The sequence below is a fragment of the Rickettsiales bacterium genome, from assembly GCA_035765535.1.
Classification (GTDB): Bacteria; Pseudomonadota; Alphaproteobacteria; order Rickettsiales; family JABCZZ01; genus JABCZZ01.
Genome location: DASTXE010000004.1, coordinates 144,214 through 162,692 on the forward strand (window position 1 = coordinate 144,214; position 18,479 = coordinate 162,692).

General features: G+C 53.2%; 20 protein-coding genes. 11 read left to right on the forward strand and 9 right to left on the reverse strand.

Annotated features, from left to right (window positions below):
* Positions 1-46: 46 nt before the first annotated feature.
* Positions 47-598: an ATP synthase F1 subunit delta gene (gene atpH / locus VFT64_06590; GenBank protein ID HEU5047492.1), complete on the forward strand. Its 552-nt coding sequence runs from the start codon at positions 47-49 to the stop codon at positions 596-598.
* A gap of 45 nt (positions 599-643) precedes the next feature.
* Here atpH and VFT64_06595 read toward each other — a convergent pair whose 3' ends face one another.
* The 5 genes from VFT64_06595 to VFT64_06615 all read right to left on the reverse strand — a co-directional run bounded on the left by VFT64_06595 (position 644) and on the right by VFT64_06615 (position 4,932).
* A complete protein-coding gene (locus VFT64_06595; protein HEU5047493.1) occupies positions 644-1,621 on the reverse strand; it encodes a prepilin-type N-terminal cleavage/methylation domain-containing protein in 978 nt (325 codons plus the stop codon).
* 7 nt (positions 1,622-1,628) lie between these two features.
* Complete coding sequence (gene ddpX / locus VFT64_06600) at positions 1,629-2,180, reverse strand: D-alanyl-D-alanine dipeptidase (protein ID HEU5047494.1); 552 nt, start codon at positions 2,178-2,180, stop codon at positions 1,629-1,631.
* Positions 2,177-3,301 carry a thiolase family protein gene (locus VFT64_06605; GenBank protein ID HEU5047495.1) on the reverse strand — a complete coding sequence of 375 codons (1,125 nt, stop codon included), beginning with the start codon at positions 3,299-3,301 and terminating at the stop codon, positions 2,177-2,179. The genes ddpX and VFT64_06605 overlap by 4 nt, the downstream gene beginning before the upstream one ends.
* Positions 3,302-3,404: 103 nt before the next feature.
* Positions 3,405-4,289: a hypothetical protein gene (locus tag VFT64_06610; GenBank protein ID HEU5047496.1), complete on the reverse strand. Its 885-nt coding sequence runs from the start codon at positions 4,287-4,289 to the stop codon at positions 3,405-3,407.
* 100 nt (positions 4,290-4,389) lie between these two features.
* A complete protein-coding gene (locus VFT64_06615; GenBank protein ID HEU5047497.1) occupies positions 4,390-4,932 on the reverse strand; it encodes a DUF1697 domain-containing protein in 543 nt (180 codons plus the stop codon).
* 175 nt (positions 4,933-5,107) lie between these two features.
* On the opposite strand from VFT64_06615, the gene VFT64_06620 reads away from it, so the two are divergent.
* Positions 5,108-5,434, forward strand: a complete 327-nt coding sequence (locus tag VFT64_06620; GenBank protein ID HEU5047498.1) for a BON domain-containing protein — start codon at positions 5,108-5,110, stop codon at positions 5,432-5,434.
* A gap of 166 nt (positions 5,435-5,600) precedes the next feature.
* On the opposite strand, the gene rlmN is transcribed toward VFT64_06620, so the two are convergent.
* Positions 5,601-6,701: a 23S rRNA (adenine(2503)-C(2))-methyltransferase RlmN gene (rlmN, locus tag VFT64_06625; protein ID HEU5047499.1), complete on the reverse strand. Its 1,101-nt coding sequence runs from the start codon at positions 6,699-6,701 to the stop codon at positions 5,601-5,603.
* Positions 6,702-6,737: 36 nt separating this feature from the next.
* Between rlmN and VFT64_06630 the strand changes: the two genes are divergently transcribed.
* The 3 genes from VFT64_06630 (at position 6,738) to ybgF (ending at position 9,030) form a co-directional block, all read left to right on the forward strand.
* Positions 6,738-7,454, forward strand: coding sequence for a YbhB/YbcL family Raf kinase inhibitor-like protein (locus VFT64_06630; GenBank protein ID HEU5047500.1), 717 nt, complete (start codon positions 6,738-6,740; stop codon positions 7,452-7,454).
* Between the two features lie 182 nt (positions 7,455-7,636).
* Positions 7,637-8,131, forward strand: coding sequence for a peptidoglycan-associated lipoprotein Pal (pal, locus tag VFT64_06635; protein HEU5047501.1), 495 nt, complete (start codon positions 7,637-7,639; stop codon positions 8,129-8,131).
* Positions 8,132-8,238: 107 nt separating this feature from the next.
* Positions 8,239-9,030 carry a tol-pal system protein YbgF gene (gene ybgF, locus VFT64_06640; protein ID HEU5047502.1) on the forward strand — a complete coding sequence of 264 codons (792 nt, stop codon included), beginning with the start codon at positions 8,239-8,241 and terminating at the stop codon, positions 9,028-9,030.
* Between the two features lie 56 nt (positions 9,031-9,086).
* Here ybgF and murJ read toward each other — a convergent pair whose 3' ends face one another.
* The 3 genes from murJ to phaZ form a co-directional block, all read right to left on the reverse strand.
* On the reverse strand, positions 9,087-10,628 hold the full coding sequence (murJ, locus tag VFT64_06645) for a murein biosynthesis integral membrane protein MurJ (GenBank protein HEU5047503.1): 1,542 nt from the start codon (positions 10,626-10,628) through the stop codon (positions 9,087-9,089).
* Between the two features lie 159 nt (positions 10,629-10,787).
* Positions 10,788-11,051 carry an accessory factor UbiK family protein gene (locus VFT64_06650; GenBank protein HEU5047504.1) on the reverse strand — a complete coding sequence of 88 codons (264 nt, stop codon included), beginning with the start codon at positions 11,049-11,051 and terminating at the stop codon, positions 10,788-10,790.
* A 168-nt stretch (positions 11,052-11,219) separates the two neighbouring features.
* On the reverse strand, positions 11,220-12,464 hold the full coding sequence (phaZ, locus tag VFT64_06655) for a polyhydroxyalkanoate depolymerase (protein ID HEU5047505.1): 1,245 nt from the start codon (positions 12,462-12,464) through the stop codon (positions 11,220-11,222).
* 168 nt (positions 12,465-12,632) lie between these two features.
* Between phaZ and rlmB the strand changes: the two genes are divergently transcribed.
* The 6 genes from rlmB to VFT64_06685 all read left to right on the forward strand — a co-directional run bounded on the left by rlmB (position 12,633) and on the right by VFT64_06685 (position 18,441).
* A complete protein-coding gene (gene rlmB / locus VFT64_06660; protein ID HEU5047506.1) occupies positions 12,633-13,391 on the forward strand; it encodes a 23S rRNA (guanosine(2251)-2'-O)-methyltransferase RlmB in 759 nt (252 codons plus the stop codon).
* 6 nt (positions 13,392-13,397) lie between these two features.
* Positions 13,398-13,961: a hypothetical protein gene (locus tag VFT64_06665; protein ID HEU5047507.1), complete on the forward strand. Its 564-nt coding sequence runs from the start codon at positions 13,398-13,400 to the stop codon at positions 13,959-13,961.
* Positions 13,962-14,007: 46 nt separating this feature from the next.
* On the forward strand, positions 14,008-14,997 hold the full coding sequence (dusB, locus tag VFT64_06670) for a tRNA dihydrouridine synthase DusB (GenBank protein ID HEU5047508.1): 990 nt from the start codon (positions 14,008-14,010) through the stop codon (positions 14,995-14,997).
* Positions 14,998-15,023: 26 nt separating this feature from the next.
* A complete protein-coding gene (locus VFT64_06675) occupies positions 15,024-15,635 on the forward strand; it encodes a YqgE/AlgH family protein (protein HEU5047509.1) in 612 nt (203 codons plus the stop codon).
* A 59-nt stretch (positions 15,636-15,694) separates the two neighbouring features.
* Positions 15,695-16,603, forward strand: coding sequence for a prepilin-type N-terminal cleavage/methylation domain-containing protein (locus VFT64_06680; protein ID HEU5047510.1), 909 nt, complete (start codon positions 15,695-15,697; stop codon positions 16,601-16,603).
* Between the two features lie 170 nt (positions 16,604-16,773).
* Positions 16,774-18,441: an autotransporter outer membrane beta-barrel domain-containing protein gene (locus VFT64_06685; protein ID HEU5047511.1), complete on the forward strand. Its 1,668-nt coding sequence runs from the start codon at positions 16,774-16,776 to the stop codon at positions 18,439-18,441.
* The last annotated feature ends 38 nt before the right edge of the window (positions 18,442-18,479 follow it).

The following is an 18,479-nucleotide window of genomic DNA, read 5'->3' on the forward strand; positions in this document are numbered from 1 at the left end:
CGTAAGGGAAACGGAACCGAATAAAATTTGTAAGGTACTTTAGTTTATGTCTTCCTACTCCAATGTCATCGCTGCCCGCTATGTAAGCGCCCTTTTCGATATGGCAGCCGAAGCAAAACTGCACGATAACGTAAAGAAAGACCTGCTGACCGTGAAAGATATGCTTTCCGGCAGCGAGGAACTCCAGAAATTCCTGAACAACCCCGTGGTCACGCGCCTGCAGGCTGAAAAAGCTATTAGCGCGCTGCTCACCGCAGCTAAGGCATCCGATCTCACCCAGCGCTTTTTTACCCTGCTCGCACGCAGCCGCAGGCTTTCGCTGACCAGCCAGATCATCGACAAATACCTCGCCCGCTTGGCGGAAAGCCGCGACGAACTCCCGGTGAAAGTCACCACCGCTTCCGCGCTGGACAAGAAACAAGCCGATACTCTGGCTCAGGCCATAGCGAAAGCAACCGGTAAGAAAGTGGAACTGCAGCTAAGTGAAAACCCGGATCTGATCGGCGGCATGCAAGTCAGAATCGGCAGCAAGCTGCTGGATAACTCCATCAGCGGCAAACTCGCTCGCCTGCGCCTCGCACTGAAGAAGGCTGCCTGATTTTAGAGGGTGCTAACCTCTATTTGCAATAAGGCATAACAGACTTTACTGAAGCCCGAAAGATAATGCGCAGTTCGTAGAACTTGCATTCTGAGCAACAGAGTAAGCCTGCGCCTTACCGGCAACTCCGCCATTATCGTAGCAATTGGCCGGATCATACGTCACTGCGGTCGTAAACGCATTGCAGCGGCTGCCATTAGCCCATCCCGCATTTGCTCCTGTCTGGCCAAGCGATAGCCCGGCAGGGGGAATACCATAACCATGATATCCGGAATTCCAGTTGACGTAACAGGCTGTGACATTACCTGCCAGCGGCACCCCGTCATCAGTCTTTTTATCAATATTATAGGCCTGTGTCACCGTAACGCCAGGATTCACGGTCGTTTCGTAATCGTGATTATTGAAGAAATCCGTGATCGTTGAAACCGCAAAATAATTCTTATAAGTATTGGCAACGCTAGCGCTTGAAGCATTGCTCCAGACATACACGAAATTGCCGTTTCCCAGTTTTGCGGTGGGCAGCCATTGATAAAGGCCGGGAGAACTGCTCAGGGTGATAGCCTGGCTGTTGATATGATATGCGGAAGGATAACCGGCGCCTTTGGCGTCGTAACTCTGTATATTGACGTCAACCAGCCCGGCTGTGCTCAGATCCGCCCAGAAAATGGCCGTTTCTCCGACAGCTTCGGCAGCAGCTCCGGTGACACCATCCGCCGCAACATATCCCTGCAGAATGCCGTTGCCGTCTCCCTCACCTCCCGGTACACCGGTTCCCCTTGCTGAGAAACCGAAATTGGAAGCATAAGGATCCGGGATGTCGCCTGGCAAATACCCGTATTTAAGCTGGAACGTACGTATCGCCGTGCCGTATTTCTCGATCTGCGCAATCTGTGCGCGTTGCGCTGCGGTTTCTATCAGGTCGCGGCCTGTCAATATGCCGCCAACGATCAGGCCGATAATCACGAGCACGATGCTCAGTTCGATGAGCGTAAATCCCAGTATTTTACTGTTACCCGATGCCATCGTTTTCCTACATCATGCCTGTGCCCGCATCCGCATCACTGAGCAATGCATAACTGCGGGAATTGAAAAGCTGGTAATGCCACCATTCATTACGATAAAAATCCCAGCCGGCAGCGGTCATAATACCCATCAGCAACAAACGGTTCTTTTGCGCCTCAACAGGAATATCCGTTCGCCCATGGTGTGAAAGCGGCGTGAATGCGTCAAACGGCGTGCCCATATCCAGCAGCCTGCCTGCGCCATCCAGGAATCCCAGATCCACCGCAACGCCGCGTGAATGCGGTGAGCCCTTGGCTGGGTCAGCCAAGAATTCCGGATCCGGCGTATGTTCCCATAATTTCCATTGCGCTTCCGAAGGACGATAAGCATCGAATATCATGAACCGCAAACCCAGTGGCTTTGCCAGGGCAATCGCTTTCTGCAATGCTGCCGCCGCTTCCACATGCAGGAAGCATTTAGGCGCCTTATAGACAGGCACCCCCGTAAAATTATCGGAAGTGGCGTATTTGATGTCGATATCAACATCGAATGCAGGCTGGCAAATCTCTACAAGGCTCATACTTTCTCCAGGACAGTAGCAATGCCCTGGCCGCCGCCGATACACATTGTCGCAAGCGCGTATTTCGCTTTATTCCGGTGCAGCAGCAATGCCGCCTTGCCGGTGATCCTTGCGCCCGATGCGCCGAGCGGATGGCCGATGGCAATCGCCCCACCTTCAAGGTTCAGCCTGCTTTCGTCAAGCCCCAAATCGCGGATGACCGCAAGCGACTGTGCAGCGAATGCTTCATTAAGTTCGATGATATCCATGTCCTTAAGCGTTAATCCCGCGCGCGTAAGGGCTTTCTGCGCTGCCGTCACTGGGCCGATCCCCATAATTTCCGGCGGCACACCGTCCAGCGCAATGGATTTAATGGCTGCAAGCTTGGGCAGACCATGCTTATCGGCATAGGCTTCCGAGCACACCAGCACAGCCGCCGCACCATCGCTGACAGGCGAAGAGGTAGCTGCGGTTACCGTGCCGTTCGCATCGAATGCCGGAGCAAGCGTCGCCATTTTTTCCAGCGATGCATCCGCACGGATACAGCCGTCTTTGGCAACAACGCCCCCTTTGGTGGTAATGGGAACAATCTCATCCGCAAAAGAAGCGGCAGAAGCTTTCTGGTGGCTTTTAAGCGCAAAAGCCTCCTGCTCTGCACGTGAAATACCGTATTTCTTCGCAACCGTTTCCGCTGTCTTGCCCATGGCATCATAAGCCTGCGGGAAGGAGGCATAGAGCCCGGGATTCGGCAGCGGATTGAAGCCGCCCATGGGAACACGTGTCATAGACTCCACGCCGGCACAGATAAATGCTTCTCCCGCCCCCAGCGCGATTTTCCCTGCAGCGATATGAATGGCATCCATGGAAGATCCGCAGAAGCGGTTCAGCGTCGATCCGGCGACACTGACAGGCAGTCCGGATAGAAACACCGCCATGCGCCCGATATTCATGCCCTGCTCGCCTTCGGGAAATGCGCAGCCCATGATGAGATCTTCGATTCCTTCCGGCTTTGCACCTGTCTTTGCAAGAAGCTGCTTGATCACCTGCGCAGCCAGATCGTCAGGGCGGACACGCGCAAGCTCACCTTTTTTGGCAAAGGTGAATGGGGAACGGACATAACCGGCAATAATGGAACGCGACATGGGAATACTCCACTGGTTGATATATTCATTATACCAATGATACCATAGGAAGGTAAAGAAGTGGTTTATTTTTCAGGCTATAACGCCATGCCCCACAATGGGATCAGCGCACCGGTGCCGAGCCTACCCTGTCCGCCTGCTGCTGACGCTCGATGGCTCTTTCCTCATGGCTTGTCTCTGCCCGCTGGCCACCGGTTCTGTCCATATAGGAAGTCGATCCCTGAGGAGCAAATTTACTGGCCATGCTCCCCTTACCTGCCATATCGCCCGGCACATGATGGTGGGGCTCCGCAGAATTATGTGCATTCGGTGTGTCTGGTGTTGCATCTTTGGCGTGAGCTATATCGTTGATTGCCTTATCCTCGATCACAGCGGGATGCTGGTTCATCGCCGTATCCGCTGAAGGCGCAGTTTCTTTGGACATACCAGCGGCATTATCTTGCGCAGAAGGGGCTCCGGTCGCAGCAGTCTGTTCAGGCCGCGACTGTTGCGGCATTTCTGGCATGGCCGATTGCTGCGCAGCCATCTGCTCAGCCATATGGCCGACATGTTCTTCCACCCTCTGGGCATATTTATCGGACAATGCATTCATCTGTCCGGCCAGCTGCTCCATTTTTCCGGCTTTAGGAGCAAGTTTCCCTGAGACAATAGCAGATATAGCACCACCCAGAGCGGCCGCTGCTGCTTTCATCCACGGTTTAAGATTTGCTTTGGCCGCCGCAAAATAGGATGCCGCCGCACCAAGCACGCCACCGGCAGCGGGCCAGGCAACGAATGACATGGTGGTGGCTTTGGAAAGATTGGCAACTTCATAACGCAGATGTCTGCGCTGCTCTTCCATTCCGAGCTGCCCCATCAAGGCATCTACGGTAGCAAGCTTGGCCTGGGCTTCTTCCATAGCTGTCGGACTGCGGGGTTTGCCGCCGATACCTGCCGCTATCTGGCTCTCATTTTCCGCCACGGATCCTTGCATATCCTGTATTGCCATAACTCCATCCAGTTCTTTTTTATCGTATAAAACTATATACGCGTGAGCGCGGATATCCTAATGAAGGTTTTATGACAATTGGTCATAATATCCTCTTCTGTTACTCACAACCTCTTGCAAGTTCTAGCATTTTAGACACCGTATTCCAATTGCGGGCTGTTGCACCTACGCCCAGAAGACGTTCGGCTTTAGCCGCAAGCTTTGAACGCCCTATCCCATCAGGTGCATGGAGGTAAAAAAGCCTGTCCTGTAAGAAAAACGCCTCGTTTGCCGCTTTCACACTCTCTAATTCCCGCATATCCGGAGAGGGCGGTGTTTCCGTCAGGAAAAACACATGGAGACTTTTAGGGTCTTGCTCCGCATGGGAAAAGGGATTGGAAGCAGCGGCACGTTCCAACTCCTCCAGCCGCAACAGTACCATATGAGGAGCAAAACCATGCTGTGCTTCTATGGCGCGGCGGATAATGCCGGACAATTTGGCCGCATTACCTTCCTTATGACGGAAAACCGCGTTGCCGCTCTGAATATAAGTCACCACTTCCGTGCATCCCTGCTTTTCCAGAAGCGCCGCGAGCGCCTTCATAGGCAGCAGATTATTGCCCCCGACATTAATACCACGAAAAAATGCGATCCAGATGGCCATGTAAATAATATACGCATTTCCTGGAAGAACTCAATCACATCCAGGACAACCTATTGAATCAGCTATATTCCGTTTACACTTCCTTTATGCCGCAATCTTGTATGGACGGTAGAAATCTTATGCCTGCCTGCCTACATTCCACAACGTCTCAAGGTTTAGAAATATGGAGGAACCCATGACACAGAATAATAATCTGAAATGCATCGTTGCTCTCAGCATGATGACGTTGCTGGCTGCAGGCTGCGCGGTCTTCTCAGGCAAGGAAAGCGGCGGACAATATCTCGACGACGCCACGATCACTTCCAAAGTGAAAGCGCAGTTAGTCAATGATACCACCACGCGCCGTGACTCACCGCAGATCCACGTGGAAACGATGCGCGGCACCGTACAGCTTAGCGGGTTCGTGGATTCGCTGGCAATCAGAGACCGTGCAGAAGTGCTCACCTATCACGTAGACGGTGTGAAGTCCGTGCAGGATAACCTGATCGTCCACAGCGATTAGTAATCGCAATAAATCGTATCGCTAAATCGGTTCAATATCTCGCTGCGGCATAGCGAAAATAGTATTTTTTGAGCATCGTAGCGCAAGCGTACATTAAGTACGTGCGCAACGAAGCGCAGGAAAATGCTATTTGCAGCACGCCGCAGTAGAGATAGTGAACCGATTTTTAGTGGAGTTTGACTTTCTCGCCCTTTTTCCTCTCCGAATCGGATTTCAGCTGCCCGCAAGCTGCAAAGATATCGCGTCCGCGCGGCGTGCGCACGGGAGAGGAATAGCCCGCATCATTGAGGATTTCGGCAAAGGCGTGGATGCGGTTGTTGGAAGAGCACTCGTAAGGTGCGCCCGGCCACGGATTGAACGGAATCAGGTTAACCTTGGCATGGATGTCACTCAGCAGGCGGACAAGCTCACGCGCATCCGCATCCGTATCATTTACCCCCTTGAGCATCACATATTCAAACGTAATGCGGCGTGAATTGCTTGCTGCCGGGTAATTGCGGCATGCTTCCAGCAATTGCGCGATCGGATATTTTTTATTGAGCGGCACAATCTCATTACGCAGATCGTCGCGCACCGCATGCAGCGAAACCGCCAGATTCACGCCAAGCTCTTCGCCGCAACGCTCGATCATCGGCACAACGCCTGAAGTGGAAAGCGTAATACGGCGCTTTGAAATTGCGATACCTTCCGGGTCCATAATGATATTGAGCGCCTTGGCCACCTGGTCATAATTATAGAGCGGCTCTCCCATCCCCATCATGACAATATTAGACAGCAGGCGGTTTTCCTGCGGCGCAGGCCATTCGCCGAGACTATCGCGCGCAATCAGCACCTGACCGACGATTTCCGCTGCCGTCAGATTGCGCACCAGCTTCATCGTGCCCGTATGGCAGAAAGTGCAGCTCAGCGTGCAGCCCACCTGCGATGAAACGCACAGCGCGCCGCGATCCTCTTCCGGAATATGCACACTTTCCGCTTTATTGCCGTCGGAAAATTTCAACAGCCATTTGCGCGTGCCGTCCTCGGAACGCAATTCGCGGTCCACTCCGGGACGCTCGATAATAAAACGTTCTTCAAACGCAGCCTGGCGCGATTTCGAGATGCTGGTCATGCGTGAAAAATCCTGCACGCCGTGCGCATACAGCCATTGCCAGACCTGCTTGGCACGGAACTTTTCCGCCCCCGCATCGGCCAGCGTCTGCGCCAACTCTTCGCGTGAGAGCCCGATGAGGTTTATTCTATTATCCGTTGTTGCCATTTCAGTCATAGTCGCTAGAATACCCGAAAAAAGGAGGAGAATCCAATGAAACGCGTCCTTTACACCGCATTTCTCGGCTTTGCAACCTTATATATGCCGGTTTCCCCTGCCATCGCGGAAGCCCCTGCATTGACCGTTACCGTTGAGGGAATCGGCCCGGGCGGCTATATTGAGCCGACTTACGCATTCTGCGTACCCGCAGCAGGCAGCTTGCATGTGAAGGACGGACCGGACAAAAGCGTAGGCATCGCCTGGTCCAAAGGACCGGAAGGCACCAAATCCTATGCTATAGTTATGGTGGATACGGACGTGCCGACGAACTTCGAAGATGCGGGCCGGGAAGGCAAAACCATTGCCGCGACAATGCCGCGCAAGAACTTCTATCACTGGATTTTGTTCGATATCCCTGCCACCAAAACCATGATTCCCGCCTATACGGATAGTGACGCGCTGGTGAAAAACGGTAAATCCGTCATCGACACTTCTTACGGCACCCGCGGCGTGAACGATTATGCCCCTTATTTTGCCACCGACCCGGAACGCAAAGGCGTATATGCCGGTTATGACGGCCCCTGCCCGCCCTGGAACGACACGCTCGTGCACCATTATCATTTCAAGGTCTTTGCACTGGACGTTGCCACACTCGGAATCCCGGGTCTGAAAGCCACCGGTCCCGCTGTGATACAGGCCATCAAGAAGCATACGCTTGCGGAAGGGGAAGTGGTGGGCAAATACACACTCAATCCCTCTCTGAAACCGTAAGCATTTGTTAACGCCTGATTTGTTGCACACACAACAACGAAGCGCATAATTCGTGCTTTTTCCCGTAAAAAACGGTTGATTTTTATAGCAGTCCCCCATATTAGGTGGAGGCAATGACTTTCACTTTGCCTGGGTCAAAGCGGTCAGAATGCGTAACAAATTAATCCTTTGGGGGAAAAATCATGAAACTTTCTATTAAATTACTTGCGGCTCTTTCCGCTGTGGCCCTGCTCGCTGCGTGCGAATCCGGTCCGAAAGCTGGCGGCGACGCTTCCGGCAATGGCAGCGAAATGGGCGCTGGCAGCTCCAGCAGCATGGGCTACCTGGATGGCGACAAGCACCAGGTTAGCGATCGCGTATTCTTCGCTTTCGACAGCTCCGTAGTTGATTCCGACGGCCAGACCACCCTGCAGAAGCAGGCTGATTACCTGAAAGCTCACTCCGGCATGAACGTGACCATCGAAGGTCATTGCGACGAACGTGGCACCCGCGAATACAACCTCGCTCTGGGTGAACGCCGTGCAAACGCTGCGAAGAACTACCTCGTTAGCCTCGGCGTAAGCGCTAGCCGTATCCAGACGATCTCCTACGGCAAAGAACGTCCCGCTGTTATCGGCGATGACGAATCCGCTTGGAGCCAGAACCGCCGCGCTGTAACGGTTAAGACCGCTCAGTAAGCCGTTTGGTAAAAAACAATCCCGCCTCTTGTTAATCGACCCAACTTAGGGTAGTTAATGGAGGCGGGATTTTTTTATGCAATTTTTTACTTAAGGGTTGGATGCTTATGAACATTTCACGCCTTGCCGTTACCTCGATTCTCTCCGCCTCTTTTCTGCTTTGGGCACCGGCGGCAATCCACGCTGAGGACGATTCCGAATCCAGTGCCGACGTCAACGTCGCAAGACTCCAGGTCAAAATATCCCAGCTGGAAGAGGAAATCCGCGGCCTGCAAGGCAGGGTCGAACAGGTATCGTTCGAGAATAAGCAGCTCAAGACCCAGATGGAAAAGCAGAACAAGGACAACCAGTTCCGTTTCGATGCGCTGGAAAAGAACCAGCAGCAGGCTCAACAGCAGCCTCAGAATACGCCAAACCCTTCGGACGGCCCGGTGCAGGATTCGGGCCAGCTTAAGCCCGTGGAAACTTCCGGCGGCGAAGCTTCCTCTGTCAATGTGCCGGAATTCGGCACGTCACGCGAACTTTACAACTATTCCTACCAGTTGCTGAACCAGAGCAAATACGCTGAATCCGGCGCAGGATTCAATGCGTTCACCAAACGCTACCCGAAAGACCCGCTGATCGGTAACGCTTACTATTGGGAAGGTGAAACCTATTACGTGCAGAAGGATTATGTGCACGCCGCCGACGATTTCCGCCGCGGCTACGAAGCCATGCCGACCGGCCCGAAAGCCCCGGATAACCTGCTGCGCCTGGCCATGTCGCTCAACGTCATGAAGAAAGACCGCGAAGCCTGCGTGATCCTGAAGCAGATCGTCGTGAAATTCGGCCATAGCTCCACGAACATGAAGCACCGCGCCGAACAGGAAATGACTTCTATCGGCTGTAACAAACAGTAAAAAGCCAGCTCACCGCTTCAAAAGCCGCCAGGTTTTACAACCGGCGGCTTTTTTTGTTAGCGTCTTTTAAAGTACTCACGCAGCTGGGCAGGATTCAGCACCTTTAACACCAGCAGCATACCGCCATACACGCCGCCGCCCACTGCAATCAGTCCGGTTAGAGCGCATACTTTAACGACGAGTTTGCCGGTGAAATACGCCATCAGCAGATGCTGGGCAGGTAACAGCGCTCCTCCCATTAATATAGCAGCGAGAATAAGGCGGCTCATGCGGAACTTAAACATCGTATCGGCCACGAACAGCGAACGCTTATGCAATTGGTACCCCAACGCGAACGCATTCACCCACCCCGCAATGGAGGTGGACAACGCTAGGCCGACATATTGCATCGGCCCCATAAGCGTGAGATTGAAGAACAGGTTAATGAACACGCAGATAATGGCGATTTTTACCGGCGTTTTCGTATCCTGATTGGCATAGAAGGTGGACGCAAAAACCTTGACCATCAGGAATGCCGGCAGGCCGCACGCATAAGCAATGAGCGTGTGGAATGTCGCGATTGTATCCTGTGCACTGAACGCGCCGCGCTGGTAAATAACGGCAATAATTGGCTCTGGAATGACCATTAACGCGACCGCAGCCGGGATACCGAACAGGAAAGCCAGCTCCAGCGCCCGGTTCTGCGTGTGCAGTGCATGGGCGATGTCACCGGTGCGGATCTGGCGCGAAAGCATCGGCAGCAACGCCGTGGAAACGGCAATACCGATCACGCCCAGCGGCAATTCACTGATACGGTCCGCGTAATAGAGAAAAGATGGCGCTTTCGGAATCAGCGTGCCGATCTGCGTGTCGATAAGCAGATTGATCTGCGCCACGCTGGAACCCAGCGCCGCCGGGCCGATGAGAGAGAACAGCTTCTTCACATTGCCCGTCATGCGCGGCATGATCATGCGCGGCGCAACGCCAGCCTTGCGGCAGTAATATTGCAGCCACCAATATTGCGTCACACCGGAGAAAATCACGCCGATTGCCAGCGCATGCGCCGCCGTGGGCGTAAAGGGAGTGAATATCAGCATCGCAATAATAAAGCAGACATTCATGATGATGGGCGTCGCCGCCACAGCCGCAAATTTATCGATGCTATTGAGCAGCCCTCCCTGCAACGAAACCAGCGAAATGAACAGAATATAGGGGAATGTAATGCGCGTGAGCGTCACCGCCAGTTCATATTTCTGCGGATCTTTATCGAATCCTGGCGCGAGCACATACATCACCTGCGGCATGAAGATCACCGCCAGCACGCACAGAACGAACAATATCGAAACCAGCACCGCATGGATTTCCTCCACAAGCGTACGCGCCGTTTCCGGCCCTTCCGTCGCCACCGTTCCCGCATAAAGCGGCAGGAATGCAGAATTAAAAGCCCCTTCGGCAAACAGCCTGCGCATGAAATTGGGAAGCTTGAATGCGACAATGAATGCGTCCGACATAATACCCGCCCCCAGCATCGACGCGATCATCATGTCGCGAACAAAGCCAAATATACGGGAAACGAGGGTCAGGGAGCCGATTGTAGCGGAAGCGCGAACCAGAGACATAGGGACAAATCTTGCAAAAACAGGTTAATTCACCTGCCATTCATACAGGCGAAAGCCCCTCTCCGGCAATGGATTTTACACCTTGTGGATGTTTGAAAGAGATACAAAGAATAACAGTCCGGTCAGCAGACCGACGCAGGAACGATCCCCAATAATCGCTTACTCAGAGCAGCCGCCTTTTTCGAAGCGCTTTTCCAGCCGGTGAATTCTTTCTTCCAGCCGCTCCTGCTCTGCACGCGCTTTTTCTGCCATCAGACGCACGACTTCAAATTCTTCGCGTTTGACCAGTTGCATGCGGTGCAGCAATTTTTCCATCTTGTCCATAACTGCCGCTTCAATTTCCTGTTTTATATCGGAAAATGTGCCCACAGCGCCGGAAGCAAGCTTGGCAAAATCGTCAAAAATTCTGGAATCTTTTTGCATAAGCAAAACCATCATCGTTTTGAATTAGGAATGAAGATTCAATATAGCGCATTTGGGCCGGATTGTCACCCTTTTCATCGAAAAACCGGGAAAACATGAACCATTACAATGGTTCAAATACAAAGCACCGGCCCCCTTACGAGAACCGGTGCTGAGTAGTCGCTTAAATTACTTACCCTGCTCTTTCATGAAATCCACGATGATGGGCAGCACGTTATTGCGGAATTTGCGGCCGTTGAAGATGCCGTAATGGCCGACGCCTTCTTCCAGGTGGTATTTCTTCTTGGAAGCGGCGAGCCCCTTCGTGAGATCCATCGCCACACGGGTCTGGCCCGGACCGGAAATATCGTCAAGCGAACCTTCCAGACACAGCATCGCTGTTTTGTTGATGGCTGCCGGATTGATGATATCGCCTTTATACGTCATCTCGCCCTTGGGCAGCAGATGGCGCTGGAACACGATATCCACCGACTGCAGATAGAATTCAGCCGGCAGGTCGATCACAGAGAGATATTCGTCATAGAATTTGCGGTGCACTTCCGCGCTTTCGCCGTCCCCCTGCACAAGGTGATTGAAGAACTGCATGTGCGAATCGATATGGCGCTCCAGATTCAGCGACAGAAAGCTCATCAGCTGCATGAAGCCCGGATAAACGCGACGCATAAAGCCCGTATGGTTAATGGGCACACGCGTAATCAGATTGGATTCAAACCAGCTCAAATTATGTTTCTTGGCCAGTTTACAGACTTCCGTGGGGTTCTCACGCGTGTCGATCGGTCCGCCGATCAACGTGATCGAACGCGGGGAAAGCGGGTCCTTCTGCGCATTCATGATAGCGGCCGCGGCAAATACCGAAACGGAAGGCTGGCACACCGCCATTACATGCAGATCGGGCGCAAGCTGGCGCATGAATTCGATCGTATAAGAGAGATGGTCTTCCATGTCGAAGCGGCCTTCATAGAGCGGCACATTGCGCGCATCCAGCCAGTCCGTAATATAGACATCCGCGTGCGGCAGCATGGCTTCCACCGTACCGCGTAAGAGCGTCGCATGGTGTCCCGACATCGGCGCAACGATCAGCAGTTTCGGGCTTTGCACTTTCGTGTCACGCACGAAATGGATCAGGTTGCAGAAAGTTTTCTGCGCTACATATTCCTCATGAACGGCCACTTTCTTGCCGTTAATCTCGGTATGGGTAATGCCGAATTCCGGCTTGCCGTATTGGCGCGTCACGCGCTCGATCAGCTCGGAAGCAGCGGCAGCATGGCGCCCCGCATGCGTATAGCTCATGGGAAATAACGGGCTGCGATACAGCGCCTTGCCGAAATGCGCAAAGAAATTCAGTGGACTGACCCCGGCTACATGCCATTCGCGTAACTGGTATAACGGAGTATTTTCAAACGTCATCATCATCGTAGTAGCACCTTCTCAAAAGTGGACTGCCGGGTCTAACACCTGCCATTATAGTGCAATATAGCACGCAATAGTAAATAAAAGATGAATTTCTGAAAACAATAATGCTTTCTTTTCAGTTTGTTAAATACTAATATACGGATTTATCGCTAAATTAATGGGATTTGGATGCAACAGCGTAAATCGAAACCGGAACATCACGATGCAAAAACGCGCGCTTACTGGCTTTATGGGCTGCACGCCGTTCGCGCGGCACTGGCTAATGGGCGCCGCGAAATTAAACGCCTGGCTGCCACCAAACCCGCTGCCGAAAAACTAGTGCAGGAATGCCGTAAACGCGGAATTACCCCCCAGATCGTAACACCGCAGGAACTGAGCAAACTCCTGCCCGCTGACGCCGTGCATCAGGGCGTGGCGATGGAAGTCAAGCCGCTGCCGGAGCTCTCGCTGGAGATGTATCTTGCCGGGCTGAAGGAGCACAAGCCCCTGCTGCTGCTTGACCAGGTGACCGATCCGCATAACGTAGGTGCGATACTGCGCACCGCCGCCGCATTCGGTGCCGGAGCCGTGATCGTCACGCGTGACCACGCCCCGCAGGAATCCGCTGTCATGGCCAAAGCCTCCTCCGGCGGTATGGAGATCGTGCCGCTTATTGCCGTCACCAACCTCGCGCAGGCGATCGAGCTGATTAAAAAACATGGCTTCTGGTGCGCAGGGCTGGAAGGCGAAGCAAAGCAGACGCTGGACGAAGCAAAACTCGACCATAAAACAGCGCTCGTGCTCGGCGCGGAAGGCAGCGGCATGCGCCGCCTGACCGCCGAACGCTGCGACGTGCGCGTACGCCTGCCGATTGCTTCCGCCATGGAAAGCCTGAACGTGTCCAATGCCGCCGCTGTGGCGCTTTACGCCATCACGCGCAAGGCATAACGTTCTATGCAAAACACCATTCCCATACCGCTGAAACCCCGGGAACGGATGGAGCTGGATATCGACTCCGTCTTTTTCCAGTATTCGCAAGCCAAACTCTGGCTTACCAATCAACGGCTTATATTTCAGGAACGCACGCGTTCCGGCAAGGGAAGAATCACCGACATCACATTTGTGGAAATTACGCAGATGCGGATCGGCGCAAACCGCATCACGATTCGCTATGATGGCGATAAGAAAGCGACTTTCTCCGTGCAGGAGGAACGCTCCGGCGCATTTTCCACCCATCCGGAAGCAACGCTGGAACTGTTCGAGTGGCTGGAAACGATGCTGCCGAACGCAGAAACCGGCGAAGACCGGCTGACCCGCAAAGGCCACTGGTTCACCGCTGCCATGATAGGTCTGGTCATCGCTTTCATCATCCTCAAGCTGATGGGAACATTTGAGCATGCGCTTCATCCGCAAATAACGCAGCCAGAGCAATCAGTTAACAAAAACACTCCCACTTCAGCGCCCGGCACTCCCTGCCCTCCCGACAGCGAAAAACCCGCCGGTTGCGAAAAACGCTGAAATATGCTAATCACTGCGCCACGAAATTAAACAGCCATTAAGCTTTATGATCAAAATCGACTCGATAGCACTGGAGCATCCGGTATTGCTCGCCCCAATGACAGGCGTTTCCGACCTGCCGTTTCGCCGCTTAGTGAAGCGGTTCGATGTCGGCATGGTCGTCTCGGAAATGATCGCAAGCCGCGCCATGATCCTGGAAACCCGCAACAGCCTGCGCATGGCGAGCCATACGCCAGACGAATTCCCCATGGCCGTGCAGCTTGCAGGCTGTGAGCCGGAAGTCATGGCTGAAGCCGCCAAACTCAACGAAGATCGCGGCGCACAGATTATCGACATTAATTTCGGCTGCCCGGTGAAGAAAGTCGTGAACGGCGAGGCAGGCTCCGCCCTGATGCGCAACGAGCCGCTGGCCGCAAAGATATTGGAAGCCACGGTGAAGGCCGTAAAAATTCCGGTCACGCTGAAAATGCGCATGGGGTGGGACCATAACAGCCTGAATGCCCCGAAAATGGCGAAAATCGCGGAAGAATGCGGGATCAAGATGATCACCGTGCATGGCCGCACGCGCTGCCAGATGTATAAAGGCTCCGCCGACTGGGCATTCGTGCGTAGTGTCAAGGAAGCGGTGAACCTGCCCGTCGTCGTTAACGGTGACATCACAACGTATGAAGACGTGGATAACGCCGTGAAGGAATCCGGCGCGGACGGCGTCATGATCGGCCGCGGCAGCTACGGAAGGCCGTGGTTCCCGGGTCAGGTCTGTCATTACCTGAAAACCGGTGAGAAACGCCCTGCTCCCTCGCTTGAAGAACAGCGCGATATCGTGCTCGAACATTATAACGACATGCTCGCGCTCTACGGCACGGTCAATGGCGTGCGGGTGGCGCGCAAGCATATCGGCTGGTATTCGTCCGGCCTGCATAACTCCTCGGAATTCCGCTTCAAGGCCAATCAAAGCGAGAATCCTGAGGAAGTTAAGGACATGTTAAGAAGTTTTTACGATCAGGCATTGGAGAAAAATTCATATACCAACTAGCACCTTTTGTGCTAGAATGCCCGTATATGGATACAAGCTCCAATAGCAGTAATGCGGCCAAGTCGGAGGTTATTCCCCCGGGAGGTTACCTTACCAGCAGGTTACTGATAGCCACGCCTCTCGTATCTGCTCCGGCTTTTTCGCGCGCCGTCATCCTCATGTTCTCGCATGACGAGGAAGGGGCGATGGGCTTCATCATCAATCACATCATTGAAAATATCAGCTACAAGGATCTGTTCGAGCAGCTTTCCATTGATAGCAGCGCGAGTGTGGAGCACCTGCCCGTGCATTATGGCGGTCCGGTGGAAATCAATCGCGGCTTCGTTATTTACCACTTCGACGATATCCCCTACAGCGACACTCTGCTGACCACAGGCAACATCGCCGTATCCTCGTCCATCCATGTGCTGCGCGATATTGCTCAGGGTAACGGCCCTAAAGACCGCATCCTCGCGCTCGGTTACGCCGCCTGGGGCGCAGGCCAGCTGGAAGCGGAGATGGAAGCCAATAGCTGGATTACGGTTCCGGCAACGCGCGAACTGATCTTCGAGCCGGACAATGCCATCAAATGGAAACAGGCCGCCAGTTCCTACGGGATCGACATCAGCAGATTGACCAGCTATGTCGGGCATGCCTGAGAAATCTTGTGCAAGCCACTGAGATAGGCTAGGAATACGTTAATAAAGATATTCCTCGTATGAGCCCGAAACGCACATCATCTGCTATCCGCAATTCTGCATGTCGCATGCAGGGCTTTACGCTGCTGGAACTGGCTATAGTGCTTGTAGTCATCGGCCTCATCACAGGCAGTATTTTCGTCGGTCGCGATCTTATCCGCACCGCCCGCGTCAACAGCACCGTAGCGCAACTGAATCAGTTCAATTCCGCTGCTAATGCATTCGAGACGAAATACGGCTACCTGCCGGGTGACATTCCGGGCGAGAAAGCAAGCCGCTTTAATCTGTACTATATAACCGGAACCCTGCAGGATGCCATCGGCTGCGGCGATGGAAACGGCATCATCGAAGGATGGAATACCAGCCCTTGGGTAGGAGGCGCCAATTTTGCCGGTGAAGTGGTCATGTTCTTCCTGCATCTGTCACAGGCTGGCATGGTAGACGGTATGTACGGCGCAGGCGGTGCGCATGTCACCATCAGCGGCGCCACGACGACCGGCGGCTCCTATAGCGGCTCCCAGCCTCCGACAGTCACTTCTACCAGCTCTTATGTGAATGAAATCCTACCCGAAGCCAAATTCGGTCATGGTAATTTCTTCACGGTCGGCTCCAGCGCAACGGTCAATTATTTCATTCTGACCGGCGTCAATAAGGTCAAAAACTCCGCCGACCTTGGCAGTACGAATAATATTACTCCCGTGGAAGCAGCCATGTTCGACAAGAAAATCGACGATGGAATGCCCGGAACCGGCACTGTATTTGCACTCGATACAGTCACTACCCCTATTTCTCCACCGGGCGGCGGAGGCACGGAAGTGACCACCATGTCCGCAAATAACTGTATCGACGCCACCGGCAAATATTACAACACCGCCAGCAGTACCTACGCCAATACCGAGAACTGTTCGCTAAGAATACAGTTTCAGTAAAATCACCCGCCCTGGTTGATATATCGAATATTTCTCCAATCAAAATGTTGCGACAATGCAACGCAGGTGATCAATCAGCAGATACGGTATTATTTCAAGTACAAATAACACTGAATGGTTGTATATTTCACCATTATTCCCAACTACATAAAATCATAGAGGATGGAAATATGCCCATTCATGCTCGTGTAATAAAAAAGATAATCGCTTTATCTGCATTACCGGCAGTATTGTTTGCACAGAGCGGATGGGCGCATACCGTATCCGTGGGCTATGAAAGCGCAGGCGCAGGAACCGTGGACTTCTGGTATGGCACCTATCATTCCCCTGCCCAGGCAACCTATACTGAAGGCAGCATGTCCCTGGTAGGCATAGGGAACTCATTTTCGTCAACCACACCCTTCACCTTACTGACCTCAACCAAGCCCGGTGGACTGGTAGATGGCACCACTAACTTTTTTACCGACGGCACCTCACTGGTCGCAGTGAATACGAACGGCACGGTACAGACATGGCAGGGTGTCCAGATCACGGGCCTTACACCGGGAACCTACAGGTTTACCTATATACCGATTGCAAGCCCAACCTCCGTATGGGCACCGTGGGATAGTGTTATCCTTTCAAGCATTGTAACGCTTAGCGCATCCATCACCGGATCAAGTTTTTCACCTAACGCATCGCCTTCCAGCAACGAGGCCGCTGCAATGCTCGACAGCATTACCAGCACTGCCACAGGAGATATGGCAAACGTGATTACAACGTTACAGGGCATGAGCACAGACGAACAGCATAATGCCTTGCAGCATATTGCCCCCCAGACCAACACCGCAATAGCCCAGGCGTCCACCCAAACTGTCAGTGGCTCACTCGATAGCGTTGAGACCAGGCTTGAAGGGTTACGTTCGCAAGGTTATACAACCACGGCTGCGGATGATTTGTTTAATGGCAAGTCCATACAGGTTGCCGACAATGGCGATCTGGCAGAGACCTTGTCCGGCGATGTTTCCAAAAAACATAGCGTATGGGCAAAAGTCATTGGCTCATACGATAACCAGGGAATGAAAGACGGCTTTGCCGGATACACCTCCAAAACAGGCGGAATGGTGGTTGGAGGGGATACGCTCCTGGGTTATAAATGGGTCGGCGGGGTAGCACTGGCATACGCAGAAACCGACGTATCCATGCATGATTACCGCTCAGGTGACAGCACAAAAATAGGCAGCTATCAAATTACCGGCTATACCAGCCGCGATTTCGGCAAATGGTATATGGAGGGCATGACCGCTTATGCACGCCAGCGGTTCGATACTTCACGTGACACCATTGTTTCCGGAGTGGCGCAGGGAAGCTTCAATGGCGATCAGGTTGCGGCACGCCTGACCGCCGGCGTTCCAATCGCGATCAAAGATCAATGGACACTCACACCAACAGCAGGCATGGAAATAAATTATATGCACCAGGACGATTATACGGAAACGGGTGCGGGAGCTTTGTCGCTCAGCGTAGATTCGGCATCCGCCACACGTGTGCGCAGTGTTATAGGGGCAAAACTTGCCACTGAGGCTGAATATGGGGAATACACCCTACGCCCTTCAGTCCATACGGCATGGAGACATGAATTTCATAATAACGGCATCGATTCGACAGCCGCCTTTGTCGGCGGAGGCACAAACTTTACCACCACCGGCGAAAGCCTGGAACGCAATAACTATAACTTCGGTGGCGCAGTCAATATAAGCAAGACCAAAGATTTTTCCCTGACCGCTCAGGTGGATACGGACAGAGCTTCAAGCTATGCCGGATATACGGGACAGGTTCTGGCACAATGGAAGTTTTAAAGCGCACTGCTAAGGCCAGTAGGCCGCAGCTGGAGCAA

What these genes read in the sequence shown, in the direction of transcription:
- atpH (HEU5047492.1), top strand. Translation starts at nt 47, where the DNA reads ATGTCTTCCTACTCCAATGTCATCGCTGCCCGCTATGTAAGCGCCCTT.
- murJ (HEU5047503.1), bottom strand. Translation starts at nt 10,628, where the DNA reads ATGTCTCTGGTTCGCGCTTCCGCTACAATCGGCTCCCTGACCCTCGTT.
- rlmN (HEU5047499.1), bottom strand. Translation starts at nt 6,701, where the DNA reads ATGACTGAAATGGCAACAACGGATAATAGAATAAACCTCATCGGGCTC.
- VFT64_06650 (HEU5047504.1), bottom strand. Translation starts at nt 11,051, where the DNA reads ATGCAAAAAGATTCCAGAATTTTTGACGATTTTGCCAAGCTTGCTTCC.
- dusB (HEU5047508.1), top strand. Translation starts at nt 14,008, where the DNA reads ATGATCAAAATCGACTCGATAGCACTGGAGCATCCGGTATTGCTCGCC.
- VFT64_06605 (HEU5047495.1), bottom strand. Translation starts at nt 3,301, where the DNA reads ATGTCGCGTTCCATTATTGCCGGTTATGTCCGTTCCCCATTCACCTTT.
- VFT64_06615 (HEU5047497.1), bottom strand. Translation starts at nt 4,932, where the DNA reads ATGGCCATCTGGATCGCATTTTTTCGTGGTATTAATGTCGGGGGCAAT.
- VFT64_06610 (HEU5047496.1), bottom strand. Translation starts at nt 4,289, where the DNA reads ATGGCAATACAGGATATGCAAGGATCCGTGGCGGAAAATGAGAGCCAG.
- rlmB (HEU5047506.1), top strand. Translation starts at nt 12,633, where the DNA reads ATGCAACAGCGTAAATCGAAACCGGAACATCACGATGCAAAAACGCGC.
- ddpX (HEU5047494.1), bottom strand. Translation starts at nt 2,180, where the DNA reads ATGAGCCTTGTAGAGATTTGCCAGCCTGCATTCGATGTTGATATCGAC.
- VFT64_06620 (HEU5047498.1), top strand. Translation starts at nt 5,108, where the DNA reads ATGACACAGAATAATAATCTGAAATGCATCGTTGCTCTCAGCATGATG.
- pal (HEU5047501.1), top strand. Translation starts at nt 7,637, where the DNA reads ATGAAACTTTCTATTAAATTACTTGCGGCTCTTTCCGCTGTGGCCCTG.
- VFT64_06680 (HEU5047510.1), top strand. Translation starts at nt 15,695, where the DNA reads ATGAGCCCGAAACGCACATCATCTGCTATCCGCAATTCTGCATGTCGC.
- VFT64_06685 (HEU5047511.1), top strand. Translation starts at nt 16,774, where the DNA reads ATGCCCATTCATGCTCGTGTAATAAAAAAGATAATCGCTTTATCTGCA.
- phaZ (HEU5047505.1), bottom strand. Translation starts at nt 12,464, where the DNA reads ATGATGATGACGTTTGAAAATACTCCGTTATACCAGTTACGCGAATGG.
- VFT64_06595 (HEU5047493.1), bottom strand. Translation starts at nt 1,621, where the DNA reads ATGGCATCGGGTAACAGTAAAATACTGGGATTTACGCTCATCGAACTG.
- ybgF (HEU5047502.1), top strand. Translation starts at nt 8,239, where the DNA reads ATGAACATTTCACGCCTTGCCGTTACCTCGATTCTCTCCGCCTCTTTT.
- VFT64_06675 (HEU5047509.1), top strand. Translation starts at nt 15,024, where the DNA reads ATGGATACAAGCTCCAATAGCAGTAATGCGGCCAAGTCGGAGGTTATT.
- VFT64_06630 (HEU5047500.1), top strand. Translation starts at nt 6,738, where the DNA reads ATGAAACGCGTCCTTTACACCGCATTTCTCGGCTTTGCAACCTTATAT.
- VFT64_06665 (HEU5047507.1), top strand. Translation starts at nt 13,398, where the DNA reads ATGCAAAACACCATTCCCATACCGCTGAAACCCCGGGAACGGATGGAG.